The organism is Alteromonas sp. MMG017 (assembly GCF_018100795.1).
Taxonomy (GTDB): Bacteria; Pseudomonadota; Gammaproteobacteria; order Enterobacterales; family Alteromonadaceae; genus Alteromonas.
Genome location: NZ_JAGJDY010000001.1, coordinates 242,601 through 258,529 on the forward strand (window position 1 = coordinate 242,601; position 15,929 = coordinate 258,529).

Here is a 15,929-nt window from a genome sequence, read left to right on the forward strand (position 1 = left end):
CCCCAATACCTTGAATTTAATAATATTCGGTAGTAACTTGCATATAAGTAAACGAATATTAAAATTTAATCAGTAATTGCTTAAACCGATTTTATAAAGAGTGTAAAACACCATGCAGACGCCAAATGTGTTAATTGTTGAAGATGAAGTGGTCACACGTACCACGCTAAAGAGTTTATTCGAAGCAGAAGGGTACAATGTATTTGAAGCTGAAAATGGTGATCAAATGCATGACTTCTTTGAAAATCACGCAATTAATTTGGTTATTATGGATATTAATTTGCCAGGTAAAAATGGCCTCATTTTGGCGCGTGAAGTACGCGACCGTAAAAACGTAGGTCTTATTTTCCTTACTGGCCGTGATAACGATGTTGATCGTATCTTAGGTCTAGAAATTGGCGCAGATGACTATTTAACCAAGCCTTTCAATCCTCGTGAACTGACTATTCGTGCGCGTAACTTGTTATCTCGCACCACTAATTCAGCAGAAGACGATGATTTACCAAGCCGTGTAAACTTCAATGGCTGGATTTTGGATGGCGACAGCCGTTCACTTATTTCACCAACAGGTAAAGAGTTCCGTTTACCACGTAGTGAATTCCGTGCATTACATTTATTCCTTAGCAACCCAGGTAAAATTCTTACCCGCGAGCAGCTAATTATGGAAATGACAGGTCGTGAGCTTCGTCCTAACGACCGTACTGTAGATGTAACTATCCGCCGTATTCGTAAGCACTTCGAGTCAGATCCTTCTGATGAAGAATTGATTGTGACCATTCACGGTGAAGGTTACCGCTTCTGCGGCTCTGTTGACGGCTAATTGTCCCAAACAGAGATACCAACGGTATTCCCGTTGTAAGTAATAGCCTGATTAAATACCAAAAAGCCGCTCAATAGAGCGGCTTTTTTTTGTGTTCAACATTTAGAATGCCAGACTAACAAGCACTTAGGGATAAGAAGTAACGATACGCTTTTTTCTCTAACAAAAAGGCTTTGTGCGTACTTGGGCTCCACGAATCATCGCCGCCTACCCCCATGTGTGCATGATCTATATACACATAGGTACTGTCGGCCGATGTTAGGTCGCAAGTGTGTTTAGCATCATCAAGCTGCTTTTGCCCGTATTGGCTTACAGCAAAGTGAAAATCACCCGCTACTTTTATATTGTTAATGCTAAGTTCTCGGCAATTACTACGAAGCCCGTTATCGGTAGGAAAGATGTAAGGCGTATGCATACTGGCAATACTTTCGCTGTAACTCCCAAACCTGGCTGCGGCCAACCGGTCAGGGTAGTTCTCAAATGGTCCTAGCCCTTTCCACTGAATATTGGCTTCAGCCTGACTTGAATGAGGTACGGCCCACTGCAAACCAATACGCGGCATTGGAGGTAATGCATCGGCTAACTTAACCTGAACATCCAAGTCTATAGTGCCTGTTGCATTCACGCGGTAACACCAGGTTGTTGAGGCCACCAAAGCATTATCGTAATGATAGTTAAACAGTGACGTCACACGCACATCTTGTGTGCTTTCAACCACATCTACACCAGCACAGGTGCGTTGCCATTGCCCAATTCCAGCTCGGCGCCAGCGAGACTCCCACGCATTAGGATCGGGGTTATCCACTTCACTCACGCCAATGTCATTGTCTAACGGCGCTCGGAAGAAGTTATCTTCAAGCGGTGCGCTTAGCTGCTCTTCGCCATTTGCTGTCCATGACGTAAGCAGTCCAGTATCAGCACTTATTGTAAAACACGTGTTTGCGGCGTGAATAGTTACGTTCGACGCCAAGCGCTCGACCGTAACTTTATTTTTGCCATTGATAGCGCTAGTTAATGAGAGTGTAGATAGACCTGCAGTATTCGCAATCTCAAATTGCTCGGTATCTAATACGTGCCCAGCACTTGCCCAATCACAGTCCTCAACTAGCACCACATCAATATTTAAATGGTACTGCGCATCGGGCACAAACTTAAAATTTGGGTTTATCGTTAGAGTTTGTGACGACTGGGGGCCAATACTTAATGTTTCAGAGCCGTTAGCAACGCACTCTCCATTTTCGAGCAATTGCCACTGCAGTGCTTCGTTATCCGTTGACCGAAATACATAGTCGCTGGCGATGGTTAGCTGATAGCTACCAGCTTGTTCCTGCTCTAGTGCTTCAAGGCTAAATGCCAAATGCTGTTGGCAGTATTTGGCTTCAAATAATGCAGGGTGTGGCGTGCGATCAGGAAACAACAAGCCGTTAATGCAAAACTGACGGTCGTTATCGGTATCACCAAAATCGCCACCGTAGGCCCAATAGGCCTCACCGCTGTCTGTATGCTTCACTAAGCCTTGATCGACCCAATCCCAAATAAAGCCCCCTTGCAAACGTGGATAGTCTTTAAATGCCTGCCAGTAATCCGCAAAGCTCCCTAAGCTATTTCCCATGGCATGGGCGTACTCACACAAAATAACAGGGCGGGTTTCACCTGGTAGCGACAACCACTTTTTAATCGCCCATTTCGGCACGGCATCATCAAGCACGTCAGTATCTACCCGAGCATACATAGGGGCGATGATATCGGTTGCAGTAGTATTGGCACCACCGCCTTCGTATTGTACAGGTCGTGAAGGGTCAAACGCTTTAGACCAACCGTACATGGCATCTTGGTTTGGCCCATGACCACATTCATTACCAAGGGACCAAATGATAATAGAAGCGTGGTTTTTATCTCGCTCTACCATTTGTGTGTAACGGGCTAGATAAGCCCCTGCCCACACGGCATCTCTCGACAAACGCCCCATAGGGAACATGCCGTGAGTTTCAATGTTCGCTTCATCGACCAAGTACAACCCATATTCGTCACACAGCTCGTACCAACGCGGGTGATTAGGATAATGGGCAGTACGTACCGCATTAAAGTTGTTTTGCTTCAATAACTTTATATCTTCAATCATATCGGCTTCATTCACCGCATGACCTTTGCTTTCATGGTGCTCGTGCCTATTTACACCACGAATAAGAATAGGTTTTCCGTTTACGCACAGCTGACCATCAAGCATATCTACCTGTCGAAAACCTATGTTGTAGCCCTCGGCTACCACTAGGTTGCCAGCATCGTCAAACAGTGACACCACGAGTCGATACAAATAAGGCGTTTCGGCTGTCCATTTTTTAGGTTCAGTGACTGCTAACGATTGAAAAATCACATCGTCCCACCCGCCTTTCTCATCTATACGGCGGTTATTAGTGCCTGACACACTTTGTTCGGTGACCGGAGTTTCACCATTAAATAACTGAATGCCCACCGTATAGCTTGCGGGTGCGTTAATGGCGGTGCGAACAGCTAAGCTGCCATCGCGATAGCAAGCATCCAGCTTGGGCGTCGCGAACACATCTTGAATATGATGTTGTGGTTTCGTGACTAATACCACATCGCGAAAAATACCACTTAGCCACCACATGTCTTGGTCTTCTAAATAGCTACCATCAGACCAGCGAATAACCATAACCGCTAAGCGATTTTCACCAGCTTTTAAGAAGGGCGTTAAATTGAATTCAGCGGGTAGTCGGCTATCTTGTGAATAGCCGACGTACTCACCGTTACACCACAAGTGAAATGCACTATTAACCCCCTCAAACACAATATGGTTGCGCTGTTGCAACGTATTTTCAGTTACCGAAAAAGTAGTACGGTAGCAGCCTGTGGGGTTATCGCTAGGTACTTCAGGCGGGTTTACTGGAAAAGGATATTTAACATTGCAGTAAATAGGCTTATCGAAACCCTGCATTTGCCAATTTGAAGGCACAGTAATAGGTTGCCAGTCTGTGGTTCCGGGTAATGCTTCGCTCAATAAGTCTTCATCAACGGCTTCAGGTTGGGGGTATAACCTAAAATCCCATTCACCATTTAAACTTTGTTTTTGCGCATTAACGTTTTGTTTAGCATCGTCTTGGGTTAAAAAACCGTTTAATGGACTATGTCCATTCACGCGATTTCTTTGATAAACAACAGGATTCTGCCAATCTTTTTGCGCAACAACTTGAGCAACATTTGCCATTACTGGCTCCTTCTACGGTAAGGTTTTTTAATCACAGGCGAAATATAGCGGAAACACGCGCAATCCTTTATGCTTGTTTCTCTCTTTAATTTATCCAAAACTCTCATTTTACAATTATGCAACCTGCTAACTTCACTTCTACTGGCCCCTCAAATGCGCAGCGAACCTTTCGCGATATTGTGAATATTGGTCCACACTGTCTTGAACGTTTTATTGATAGTACCAATGCACCAGAGATTAAAGCGCTAGACATAGAGTTGGCGGGTTGCTCGAATTTATCAGGGGCTTATCAGGTAGGCCGAGTTACCCCGCCTAACCACACTATTTTTTATTCATTAAAAGGCAGCGGTAAAATACGCACGCCGAGTGGCGAGTATGCATTGCCTGCTTCAAGTGTGATTATTTTGCCTGCGCATCAAAGTTTTGAAGTGCAAATTGCGCATTTTGATGAAAGTAGCGCACCGCAGCTAGATCAAGCGCCGCGGCCGGATCAAGCGCCCTGGGACATCATTTGGCTAAACTTATCTGATAGCCCTCGATGGCAGCATTTTTTTGATGTAGAGCACCCCGTACAGCACAACATTGAGTTGTCAGGGCTACATCATGCGATGGAGTTACTGTATTTAGAAACCAACAGCCAGCACCGACAGGCGGTTATTCCTATTATTCAGCAATATTTGCAGCATATTGCCACCCCAGTGAAAAGCACGCACCAAGTTCGATTGTCGGCTCTGTTTGCTGCGGTAGAAAAGCAATTGCAGTTTAATTGGGATATCGACGCCTTGGTAGACAAAGTGCACTACTCTGCCCCCCACTTGCACAGGCTATGCCTTGCGCAATTCGGCAGAAGCCCCATGCAGCATGTTATTTATCTGCGCATGGTAAGGGCGAAAAATTTACTGATAAGCACGCAGTGGCCCATTGCTTATATTGCCAACTACGTGGGCTACAGCAATGTGTTTACGTTTTCGAAGCGGTTTAAAAAATCGGAAGGCATGCCGCCCAGCGAATTTCGCCAGCGGCAGTCTTTAAATTGAGCAAGTTCGTTCAAGCTCGCTAAATAAAACGACTGAGATTGAACGACTTAGAACGAAACAGAGAAACTAGCTTCCTGCTATTTTCATCTGATTAATAAGAATTGAGCCAGTATGCACACTACCGCGCAAATCTTTATCTTTACCAATTGCCACAATGCCAGCGAACATATCTTGTAAGCAGCCAGCAATAGTCACTTCGTGGACTGGATATTGAATAACACCATTTTCTACCCAAAACCCAGCTGCACCACGAGAATAATCGCCGGTAACCGTGTTAACGCCCTGCCCCATAAGCTCAGTAACGTATAGGCCAGTGCCCATTTCTTTTAGCAAGTCGCTGTCGCTATGACCGGTGTCGCCCACCGACCAGTTATGAATGCCACCCGCGTGACCATTGGTTTGGGTGTTTAGCTTACGCGCTGAATAGGTGGTGTAAAGATAAGTAGCAAGCTTTCCGCCATCTACGATGGTCATGTCTTTACAAGCCACGCCTTCATTGTCGAAGCTAGAACTTGCTAAGCCCGATTTCAAAAAAGGACGCTCTTCAATGTTTAACCATTCTGGAAAAACTTGCTTGCCTAAGCTGTCTAGCAAAAACGAAGAACGACGATACAAACTACCACCGCTGATAGCACCCACGTAATGCCCAAATAAACTAGACGCGATATCTTTGTGTAACAGAATGGGCACTTGAGCCGTATTTATCTTACGGGCGCCCAGACGCTCTACAGTGGCTTTTGCTGCATCTGTGCCAATAGAGACTGCTGATTGCAACAAAGGCGCTTGACGGTCGACTGTGTACGCGTAATCGCGCTGCATATCGCCATCTTGAGAACCAATCACCATACAACTTAAGCTATAACGGCTGCTTGGATACCCAGCGTTAATACCGTGGGTATTCCCGTAAACACGCATACCAAGATTAGCGTTATACGATGCACCGTCGGAATTTGTAATGCGCGGATCGTAACCTAACGCAGCAGATTCCGCTTCAATCGTGGTGGCAATGGCTTTCTCAGTATCAAGCTCTTGCGGGTGATATAAATCTAAATCGGGGAATTCTGTGGCCATAAGTTCAGCATCAGCAAGACCAGTACAAGGGTCTTCACTGGTGTACTTAGCAATATCTACGGCTTTTTCCACGGCACGAGTCAGTGCTTCTTTGCTTAAGTCAGCCGTTGAGGCGCTGCCTTTTCGCTTACCTACGTAAACACTAATGCCCAAGCCGCCATCGTTAGTAAACTCTACGTTTTCAACTTCTTGCATACGTGAAGATACCGCAATACCTTCCACTTTTGACATGCTTGCTTCTGCTTGGGTTGCCCCGTTTTTTAGGGCTAATTTCAGTACATCATCGACGACATTCTGAATTTCTGATAACTGTTGCTCAATTTGCATAGTAAGTTTCGCTGTCTAAATCCGACTGTGATAGTTACAATTTAGCTAAAGTGTAACACTTATGAGTTTGAAATGAGCGATCAGAAATCTAAATCACGACAACAATCTAAGTTAGAAAGCGCCGAGCCCGAAGAAGAGCTCATTAGTAAAAGCGAACTAAAGCGCCAATCTAAAGACTTACAAAAGCTAGGGCAAACCGTAGTAAACCTTACCCCTGCCCACTACGCCACCATTCCGCTTGATGAAGAATTGAAGGATGCGCTAGATATTGCCCGTGTCATCAATAAGAAAAAAGACGGTTACAGAAGGCAACTTCAGTTCATTGGTAAGCTACTTAGACAAAGGGATAATTCCCCTATTGAAGTGGCCTTGGCTAAAATAACCCATCAACATCAAGCAAATAACGCTGCGTTTCATGAATTAGAACGCGCTCGCGAAGATGTGATCACCCGTGGTGACGACGCTATTCAAGGGCTTATTGAAGAATACCCTGAGCTTGATAGACAAAAATTAAGGCAGCTCCACCGCCAAGTGAAAAAAGAACAAGAAAAGAATGCTCCCCCTAAAGCATACAGGGAGTTATTCCAATATTTAAAAGACGTTACTCAAAAAGAGTAGCAGCATAAGGAGAGGTATATGGGGCGGCTTTTAGCGGCATTTGCTTTCGTATGGGTATTATCAGGATGTAACGGTACCTCGGGGGCAAACGGCGACGACCCCTTTGGCAGTTCGGATGGCGACGATAGCACCACCTCTCCAGTTGTAGCACTCTCTCTTGAGATAGGCGACGCAAACTGTAATACGGTTAATCAGGCTAGTTTCGATATTGGTGATACCGCCTGCATTACTGCGACCATTACCGAAGATGGTGCGGTGTTAGCCGGAGAAATCGTCAGTTTTACAAGCGGTATCGGCACTCTCTCTGTTAGCGACAAACTTACTGACAGTAACGGTGAGGCGGTCGTGTATTTAGACTCAGATAGCGCTATTGCTGGTGCCAGTACAATTACCGCCACTTACGACAGCACATCATCACAAGCAAACATTGAGTTTTTAATTGCCGATACTGACACGGTCTTTTTACCTACCCTTTCACTTACCTTAAGTGACAGTGCAGGCAATCAAGTCAGTAGAATTACCGCTGATGAAACCGGCACCCTTAGCGCTTCGCTGATAAATATCGATGACACCCCAATTACAGATGCTATTGTAAGCTTCCAAGTGTCTCGCGGCTCGGTAAGCATAGACGATGCCCTCACGACCAATGACGGCCTAGCCAATAGCCAATTACTTCCTACCGAAGACGACCTAGGTGCGGGCACGGCCACTGTGTCATACGTTTATAATGAGCAAACCTTAACAGCCACCCTCAACTATGAAATTCAGTCTTCTGCGGTAACCGATGAGGTTATTCAAATTGGTACGTTTGATAACGGTGAATTTGTCGCTGGTTTATTAGGAGTAGACGGTTACACCACGGACGAAGACGTTGTCATCGCCGCTGGCGCAACCCTGGGTGTTAACGTAGCACTGGTTAATTCTGAAGGCGAAACTTATGCCACCAGCATCCCTGTGACCTTTAGCTCTGTTTGTGTGGCGAACGATAGTGCCGATATTGATGAAACTGTATTTACCGCCAGCGGACAAGCTCGCTCTACTTTTCAGGACAATAGTTGCGCGGGAAATACCGGCTTCGACGACGAGATAAGTGCGACGGTTACTATCAACAGCAGCACACTAAGTGTGTCTCGTTCTATAGAAATTTTGCCTGAAACCGCGGGTAGCATCGCTTTTATCGATGCGTCTCCGGCATCTATTGTGATAAGTGGAACCGGCGGCCAAGACGCGAGTTCGGTATCTCGGGTAACCTTTCAAGTAAATAGTGCGCTGGGTAACCCTCTTGCCCAACAAGAAGTGACGTTTAGCTTAAACAGTAATATTGGTGGATTGGCGCTTTCTCCTGCTACTGCACTGACTAATTCTGAAGGCCAAGTCAGCACCTTTGTGACAGCGGGTAGCGTGCCTACTGCCGTTCGGGTCACTGCTATTACTGAAATTGATGATACTAGCATTCAGTCTCAATCTGACTTACTTAGCGTGAACACTGGTTTGCCTGATCAAAACAGCATTAGTTTGTCGCCATCAAGTTTGAACCCTGAAGCGCACAATATTAACGGCAACGAATTAACCATTACCGCTAGCGCGGCTGATGCGTTTAATAACCCAGTGCCAGATGGCACCACGCTCAATTTCACTACAGAAGGCGGGTTAATTGAACCAAGCTGTACCACACAAAGCGGCAGTTGCAGCGTGACTTGGACGAGTGCCGAGCCAAGAGTAGCCGATCATCGCATTACGGTAATGGTGACCGCGGTAGGCCATGAAACTTTAATAGACGCAAACGGCAATAACTTATATGACGATGCCGATGGTGGCGCGATTACTGGTAGCACCGGCAATGGTATCTCTATACTCCTGCCTGACACCACGGGCTTTATCGATTACCCAGAAGCATGGCGAGACGATAACGAAGACGGCAATTATGATGCTACAGAGCCATTTTTCGACTACGACAGTTCAGGTAGCTTCACTGCTGCCAATGGGTTATTTGATGGCCCGCAATGCGATGCTACAAGCTGCGGAAATAGTGCGCTGCATGTTAGGCGCGCTATGGTGGTTATTATGTCATCGTCATCTGCATTGCTAACGTTTAATAGCAGTACCGATGAACTAGCAAACAATACTAATCCGCCTGGGTTAACTCCGGTATTGAGTATCCCAAGAGGAAGCAATGCGTTGCTATCGCTAGCGTATTCAGATACCGCTAATCAGCCGTTAGCGGAAGATACAGAAATTAGCATTACAAGCTCTGAAGGAGGGATTTCAGGTTCACTTGAAGCCACTGTGCCTTCTACCAACGCAGCAGGTAGCAGACAACTATCGTTTGTACTGACTAACCTATTAGATGAATCAGAAGCCAGCACCAGTGCGATTGTTAGCGCGCTAGTGACCTCTCCTAGCGGCGTTACTACCAGCCTTGATATGGTGGTTACTTTAGAATAGCGGGCCGTCTTTTATAGAGCTGGCATGCTGCAGTAACTGTCTATAGGCAGTCATGAAAATTGCAATAAAAAAGGCGCCAACCGGCGCCTTTCTTGAATCTTACACTAACCGAAAGCGTAATTTACGCAGTTCCGCCCACGGTAAGCTCATCTATTTTCAGTGTGGGTTGGCCCACCCCAACAGGTACGCTTTGACCGTCTTTACCACACACGCCAACGCCGTTGTCTAATGCCACATCGTTTCCAATCATAGAAATCTTCTGCATGACTTCAGGGCCATTTCCAATCAAGGTAGCCCCTTTGACCGGTGCGGTAATTTTACCATTTTCAATGAGGTATGCTTCTGCACTAGAAAATACAAATTTGCCTGATGTGATATCAACCTGTCCACCCGCAAAGTTAGGCGCGTAAATACCTTTATCGATAGAGGCAATAATCTCTTTAGGATCGTACTGCCCTTCTAGCATGTAGGTATTGGTCATACGCGGCATCGGTAAATGCGCATAAGACTCGCGACGACCGTTTCCGGTTGGCGCAACACCCATTAGCTTGGCGTTATGCTTATCTTGCATGTAGCCTTTTAGAATACCGTCTTCAATAAGTACATTGTGCTGGGTTGGTGTACCTTCGTCATCCACCGATAACGAACCACGACGATCAGCCAATGTGCCATCGTCTACCACTGTTACGCCTTTAGCGGCAACACGTTCACCAATCTTCCCACTAAAAGTAGAAGCACCTTTACGGTTGAAGTCGCCTTCAAGACCATGACCCACCGCTTCGTGTAACAATACACCAGGCCAGCCATTACCTAACACTACCGGCATGGCACCCGCTGGCGAAGCTACCGCTTGCATGTTAACGCGCGCCATATGCAAGGCATCGTCGGCTAACTGCTCATAGTAAGGGCGCCCGTCTTTATCAGACTCGAAAAAAGAATAGGCATATCTGCCGCCAGCACCTGCACTGCCGCGCTCACGACGATCACCGTCTTCAAGCAATACAGAGCAGTTTAGGCGAACTAAGGGACGGATATCGGTGGCAAACGTACCATCACTGGCAGCCACCAAAATTTCTTCGTATACACCACTAATGCTAACCACAACCTGATTGGCTGATGGCTCTTGCTGTCTAACGTACGCATCCACGGCTTTTAGCAGAGAAATTTTCTCAGCATCTTGCATGGCTAAAATAGGGTTTTTCTCACCATAGCGGGCTTGATAATCGCTACGCCCTAACGATGATACTTTCTGAGAACCACCATCGGGAGCAATACTGCGCGCAGCGTTGCACGCCTTTACTAAAGCATCTTCACTGATTTCATCTGAATAAGCGAAACCGGTTTTTTCACCGCTAATGGCACGAACCCCAACACCACGTTCAATGTTGTAGCTACCTTCTTTGATAATGCCATCTTCGAGCACCCAACTTTCGTGTTGGCTCGACTGAAAATAAAGATCAGCATAATCGGTATCGTGACGATGGATACCCGAAAGGGCTTTTTCTAGCGACGCAACATCTAGTCCAGAGTCAGACAGTAAATGGCGTTCAACAGATTTAGACAAAGTGACTCCTGAATCGGTTATGTTCGGCAACCGGCATATTTTGTTTAATGGCTTGTCGCACTTCAATATCAACACTGGTTTGAATAACACCAATGTCTTGTGGTAGCTCGCTCAAGGTTTCACCCCACGGCGAAACGACTAGGCTGTGACCAAAGGTTTCACGGCCATTTTGGTGCTCACCGGTTTGGTTGGCAGCTACCACATAGCATTGTTTCTCAATGGCTCGCGCTTTCACTAGCGTGTGCCAGTGCGCTTCACCGGTTCTTTGCGTAAAGGCAGCGGGCAACACTAAAATATCGATGTCGCCCATGGCAGTAAACAAGCCTGGAAAGCGCACATCATAACATACCGCTAGACCAATGTTGCCAATTGGCGTTTCGACAGTAACAACTTCACTGCCTGGGTTTGTAAACTTAGATTCTTTGTAGCTGCCCGTATTGTCATCAACAGACACATCAAAAAGGTGAATTTTACGGTAGTCGGCCAATACTGTGCCGTCTGGGCCAAACAATAAGCACGCCGCTGAAAACTTTGATGCATCGTCGGTCGCCATAGGAAACGTGCCCGAAACAATGTAGCACTCATGAGCTTTGGCTAGCGCTGATAAACGTTGCTGTATCAGCCCTTCGTCTTTAACTTCGGCGGCATTAAGTAGCTCACCATCTTTGGTACCAAAACAAGCAAAGCATTCTGGCAATACCACCAAGCTGTCTTTTGGAACTTGTTCTTGAGCAATAGCCTGTTCTACATGATTCAAATTATCTTCTACACTGGGCGTAGATGTCATTTGAACTGCAACTAGATTAACCATCGATAACCTCCATTTTTACTCTGCGTAAATCATCTTCGGTAAGCGGCCGATCTAAAGGCGAAGTGCTTTCTGGCGACACATTCGCCGGTAAGCTTATATCTTTACTATGTCGTTCTACTTCATCGAACTGCGGATTAGCAATGGTGCCAGAAACCTTATAGTTCACGTTCGATATCACTTTCGCTGATGTCAGCACTTGATCTAGTGCCAGTGCTGCCAATGCCGTTGGGGGCGTAGCTAAAAAATACACTAAAAACGGTAAATTCCCCGTTACGTTAGGGGCAAAAGTAATATTGTAATTAAGGCCACCGGTATTTAAGTTGGTATACCCTTTAATTTCTATTTCACCTGCACCGCCATCTATTTCGGTATCGTCGGTAAAGGCAGTACCATCAGCAATTTGTAAGCTTCCACCCATTTTGTCGTAGAAAAACCCAGTGGCAAATACATCTCTAAAATCTAGGCTTAGCTTACGTACTAATGAGTTTAGGCTGAATAACGTAAATATGCGCGACCCTTTATCACTGACCTCAGTGAGGTAACCGTCGGTGAGTGCCCAGTCTACGTCGCCGCTTACTTTGCCTAACGAGAAATCAAACGGGGCAGAAGGCCAGCCTAAATCGAATTTAATATTGGCTTCAGAGTCTTTAATACCTGACGTTATCCCTCGCTGCTTAAGCATTTGCCCTACGTCTGGTGAAGAAAGTGTACCGTTTAAACGGGTGGTGATTTCGCCGTCTTCATGCTGCCAGTATCCGGTTGCGGTTACATCTGCACTGGAAGAGCGCGTAAGTAATTGTCTGATTTGCAAACCTTGATCTGTTTTGGCTACGTCAAGGGTGACTTCACCTAAATCAAGGCCATGGACACTACAAACACTGCAATAGAAGTAGATAGGAGGCAAATCTAGCGGATCAACTTCGACGACATCAGCTTGCTTTCTAGCAATCTCGATTTCTTCTACTTGGGTTTCGATTGAGTTTCTCTCATCTTCAATAGCACCACCCTCTGTAGCAGGTTTATCCAGTACTAGGTAATCCGCATTGATATCTATACCTTGGTTGTTAATGTCGTTATTAACCCTAATGGTTGCTCTCGCTTTCGCTGCATCAACTTGTAGCAACCAATCGTTGTCTTGTTCCCGAGCGGTTAAGGACACATTATTCAATGAATGCCCCCACCCCGTTAGGGTATCTGCGGTGACAAATATGCGTGATGGCACACCGAAGATATTTTGCTTTTGGGCACGACTATCCGTCGATAACGTATCGTTAACGCTATTCTTGTTAACGGACACGCCTGCACTAGCTTCGTCCATTTTACTCGGCATGATCAGCGTCTGCAGGGTAGTAAACCATTCAACAATGTCGGCTTGCTCTAGGTTTGCAGCGATACTAAACCCGGTACCTCTATCACCCACATTAGCATCGCCTAAGGAAAGGAGCGCTCGAGAGAACTGCATTTCTTTATGAGGCAATACGCCGTCGAAATGAATATCGTCACCTAGCCTTGCTTCTACATTAGAGGCTTGTAGGTTACCTTCACTGTTAATTTGAAGTGGTAGGCTAGTTCCTTGCACTGTTGAAAACGGTGCAGGCAGCAAGCTTTGGGTTGCCAATAAATCGGCGTTAATTTGGGCATTATAGGAAAAATCGTTTTCAGATAAGCTCAAATTCACATCTGCCTGCCAATTGGTTTCACCATCTAGGTAGTCAATAAGGTCGGTTTTTACATACTTCACTAACGGGTGAACGTGCCATAACCCTTTCAAGTTAACATTAACGTCGTAGTTGTCGTTATGGCGCCCCTGCAGTGACATTTCCACGGGCTGACCTAACAAGCTTGCAGTTAACCCATTAGCGTCAATTTCTGCATTGTCGAAGGTAAGTGTTCCAATGGCATCATCAAACTGCATACGCGTGCTAGTGATATACACATCGTTGTTATTTAACTGAGCTGCGCCATGAACCCGAATATCTTTGCCTTTCAGGGGGATATCTAATGTCAGGCTTGCCGACAACGGCCCTGAGACTTGCACGTCTTTATCAAGCACTTTCCCTAATGAGCTGGCAATTGAAGACTGCTTCATCAACGACGTTAACTTTTCGCCTGTTCCAGAGCCTTCTGCATTAATAGTTAACGTTGAAGACGGGTGTAAACGCGGAATTTCTGCTGACATAGCCGACACGTCTATACCGGCTAACGTTCCTTTATCACTTACCATGACTAAGCCGGCATTTTCAAAACGCACCGACAAATCGAGTTCATTTAACGCAGGCCACTTTGATGAAAATACAAAGTCGCTATCTTCAACATCGACATAAGCTTGAAAAATTCCGCTGTTATCGTTAAACGGATAGTTCTTGGGGTTACCGTGCCACAATACTTGCGCTTTGCTTACGCTACCTTCGCCTGTGAAGGCACGGGTAAGAAACTTATCGGTATTGACGCCCATTAACGATGCAGGGAAGAAATCACTGACGGCGTTTAACGCCAAGGGTTCAATATTGGCAAATATGTCTAGGTGGCCCGAGGTTAGATTGGCACGAAATGCTGGCTCTAACACTAACTGTTCGCTATCGAACAAGAGATCTTTACCCGTCAATACCCATTGCTTTTCATCACCTACCGCTTGGGTGTGAAAATACAGATTGGCGTTAAAGGCATTGATATCGAGATTTTGCTTAATGATATTGTCGGCAGATAAGGTACTGTTTTTACTTTTTAGGTAAACAGCGCCAGCGTCTTTATACCAATAAACATCGGCATCTAGCGATGTCAGGCCTGGCGTTTTTCCTGCCTGCTCCCACGACAAATCAAGAATTTTTGCGGTTAATTCCGGGCGGCGATTTCTAAGTTGAAGTTCCAACGTGGCAAGTTGCCCTATGGGATTTAACGCGCGAATTTCCTCTTCGCTGGTGTCATCCATAAACAAGGGTAAAAGCATCAGGAATGGATTTATCTGAACCGGTTTTACAATACTGACGACTGCGTCGCCTGCATTTGTTACTTTACCAACGAAATCAGCTTCTATGGTTTCGTGGCCAGAGTCTATCACCAATTGATCTACCCTAACGCTCCACCCATCTTGCGTGGGTGCTGCTTCAATACTGCCACCGCGAATACCCGTGACAAGGGTTGAATATTCATCTCCGCCCCACTCCAATAAGCTTTCTTCAAACTGGGCTTGAACACCTGTAATGCCATTGCTTTGTACGTCGGCCCAAATTTCGAAATTGGCTCGGCTTTCAGTCAGCGGGCGCTTAGTTTTGATTAAGTCGCTCACCCAGGGGGATATATCTAACTCTTCAGCGCGGGCATAAAACACCCCTTCAAACGCATCTTTATTGCCCGTCACATCAATGATGAAAGACGCGGAATTCGACGATACATCGGCCACCTTCATTTGCCCTAAGCCTTGGTGACGTCTTCCGCTGTTATTCCAAGTTAACTGGTCGATGATGAAAGACTGGGGCTGGCTATTTTTAGAGAGGATCACTTCCCCTTCTTCAAGAGAGAAACTTTGAAGCTGTTCCAGGAATAAGCTTTTTAATGCATCAACAACGGGAAAGTTGTTATCGCCTGCACGCTCGAACCTATCGGCATCAACATCTAGCTTGAGACCACGAAGTTCAAAGCGCGTAGATGAGATCATTTGTCGTCTCAAAGACTGCCAAAAATCTAATTCAACATAGACTTGACGAATATTGAGCCCAACGGGAGACGCATCATTTTGCGCCATTGAGACCGAATTTAAGACAATACTCGGCCCAGAGCGTTGCCATACTGCATGCACGCTTTTAATAGTAAGATTTACGCCATAGCGCTGGCTGATATAGTCTTCCAGCAGGTGCTTGTTGTGTTCAATATGCGGCAGCGCATAGCGAGCGGCGCTGATTAACAGCGCGAATAGAACAAGCAGGATGGCAAGCAGCAACCATATTTTTTTAACTAAATAGGCTGCTACCGACGTTAAATTTGTCACACTTCGCCTTCGTATAGTTAATGCA

Annotated in this window: 9 protein-coding genes; 4 read left to right on the plus strand and 5 right to left on the minus strand. The window is 45.9% G+C overall.

Features of this window, described 5'->3' with window-relative positions; translation table 11 throughout:
• Window positions 1-112 precede the first annotated feature (112 nt).
• Window positions 113-820: a two-component system response regulator ArcA gene (gene arcA, locus J8L84_RS01110; protein WP_013785842.1), complete on the plus strand. Its 708-nt coding sequence runs from the start codon at window positions 113-115 to the stop codon at window positions 818-820.
• A 115-nt stretch (window positions 821-935) separates the two neighbouring features.
• On the opposite strand, the gene J8L84_RS01115 is transcribed toward arcA, so the two are convergent.
• Window positions 936-4,046: a beta-galactosidase gene (locus J8L84_RS01115; protein ID WP_211069071.1), complete on the minus strand. Its 3,111-nt coding sequence runs from the start codon at window positions 4,044-4,046 to the stop codon at window positions 936-938.
• A gap of 116 nt (window positions 4,047-4,162) precedes the next feature.
• On the opposite strand from J8L84_RS01115, the gene J8L84_RS01120 reads away from it, so the two are divergent.
• Complete coding sequence (locus J8L84_RS01120) at window positions 4,163-5,083, plus strand: helix-turn-helix transcriptional regulator (protein WP_211069072.1); 921 nt, start codon at window positions 4,163-4,165, stop codon at window positions 5,081-5,083.
• Between the two features lie 66 nt (window positions 5,084-5,149).
• On the opposite strand, the gene pmbA is transcribed toward J8L84_RS01120, so the two are convergent.
• Complete coding sequence (gene pmbA / locus J8L84_RS01125) at window positions 5,150-6,481, minus strand: metalloprotease PmbA (RefSeq protein ID WP_211069073.1); 1,332 nt, start codon at window positions 6,479-6,481, stop codon at window positions 5,150-5,152.
• A 72-nt stretch (window positions 6,482-6,553) separates the two neighbouring features.
• On the opposite strand from pmbA, the gene yjgA reads away from it, so the two are divergent.
• Together yjgA and J8L84_RS01135 are read left to right on the plus strand one after the other, a co-directional pair.
• Window positions 6,554-7,099 (plus strand): ribosome biogenesis factor YjgA, encoded by a 546-nt coding sequence (gene yjgA / locus J8L84_RS01130; protein WP_211069074.1) that lies wholly within the window; start codon window positions 6,554-6,556, stop codon window positions 7,097-7,099.
• An 18-nt stretch (window positions 7,100-7,117) separates the two neighbouring features.
• On the plus strand, window positions 7,118-9,544 hold the full coding sequence (locus J8L84_RS01135) for an Ig-like domain-containing protein (protein ID WP_211069075.1): 2,427 nt from the start codon (window positions 7,118-7,120) through the stop codon (window positions 9,542-9,544).
• Between the two features lie 121 nt (window positions 9,545-9,665).
• Here J8L84_RS01135 and tldD read toward each other — a convergent pair whose 3' ends face one another.
• The 3 genes from tldD to J8L84_RS01150 are packed head-to-tail and all read right to left on the minus strand — an operon-like array spanning window position 9,666 to window position 15,904.
• A complete protein-coding gene (tldD, locus tag J8L84_RS01140; protein WP_211069076.1) occupies window positions 9,666-11,108 on the minus strand; it encodes a metalloprotease TldD in 1,443 nt (480 codons plus the stop codon).
• Window positions 11,101-11,919, minus strand: coding sequence for a carbon-nitrogen hydrolase family protein (locus tag J8L84_RS01145; RefSeq protein WP_211069077.1), 819 nt, complete (start codon window positions 11,917-11,919; stop codon window positions 11,101-11,103). The genes tldD and J8L84_RS01145 overlap by 8 nt, the downstream gene beginning before the upstream one ends.
• Window positions 11,912-15,904 (minus strand): YhdP family protein, encoded by a 3,993-nt coding sequence (locus tag J8L84_RS01150; RefSeq protein ID WP_211069078.1) that lies wholly within the window; start codon window positions 15,902-15,904, stop codon window positions 11,912-11,914. Before J8L84_RS01150 ends, J8L84_RS01145 begins: the two co-directional genes overlap by 8 nt.
• Between the last annotated feature and the right edge of the window lie 25 nt (window positions 15,905-15,929).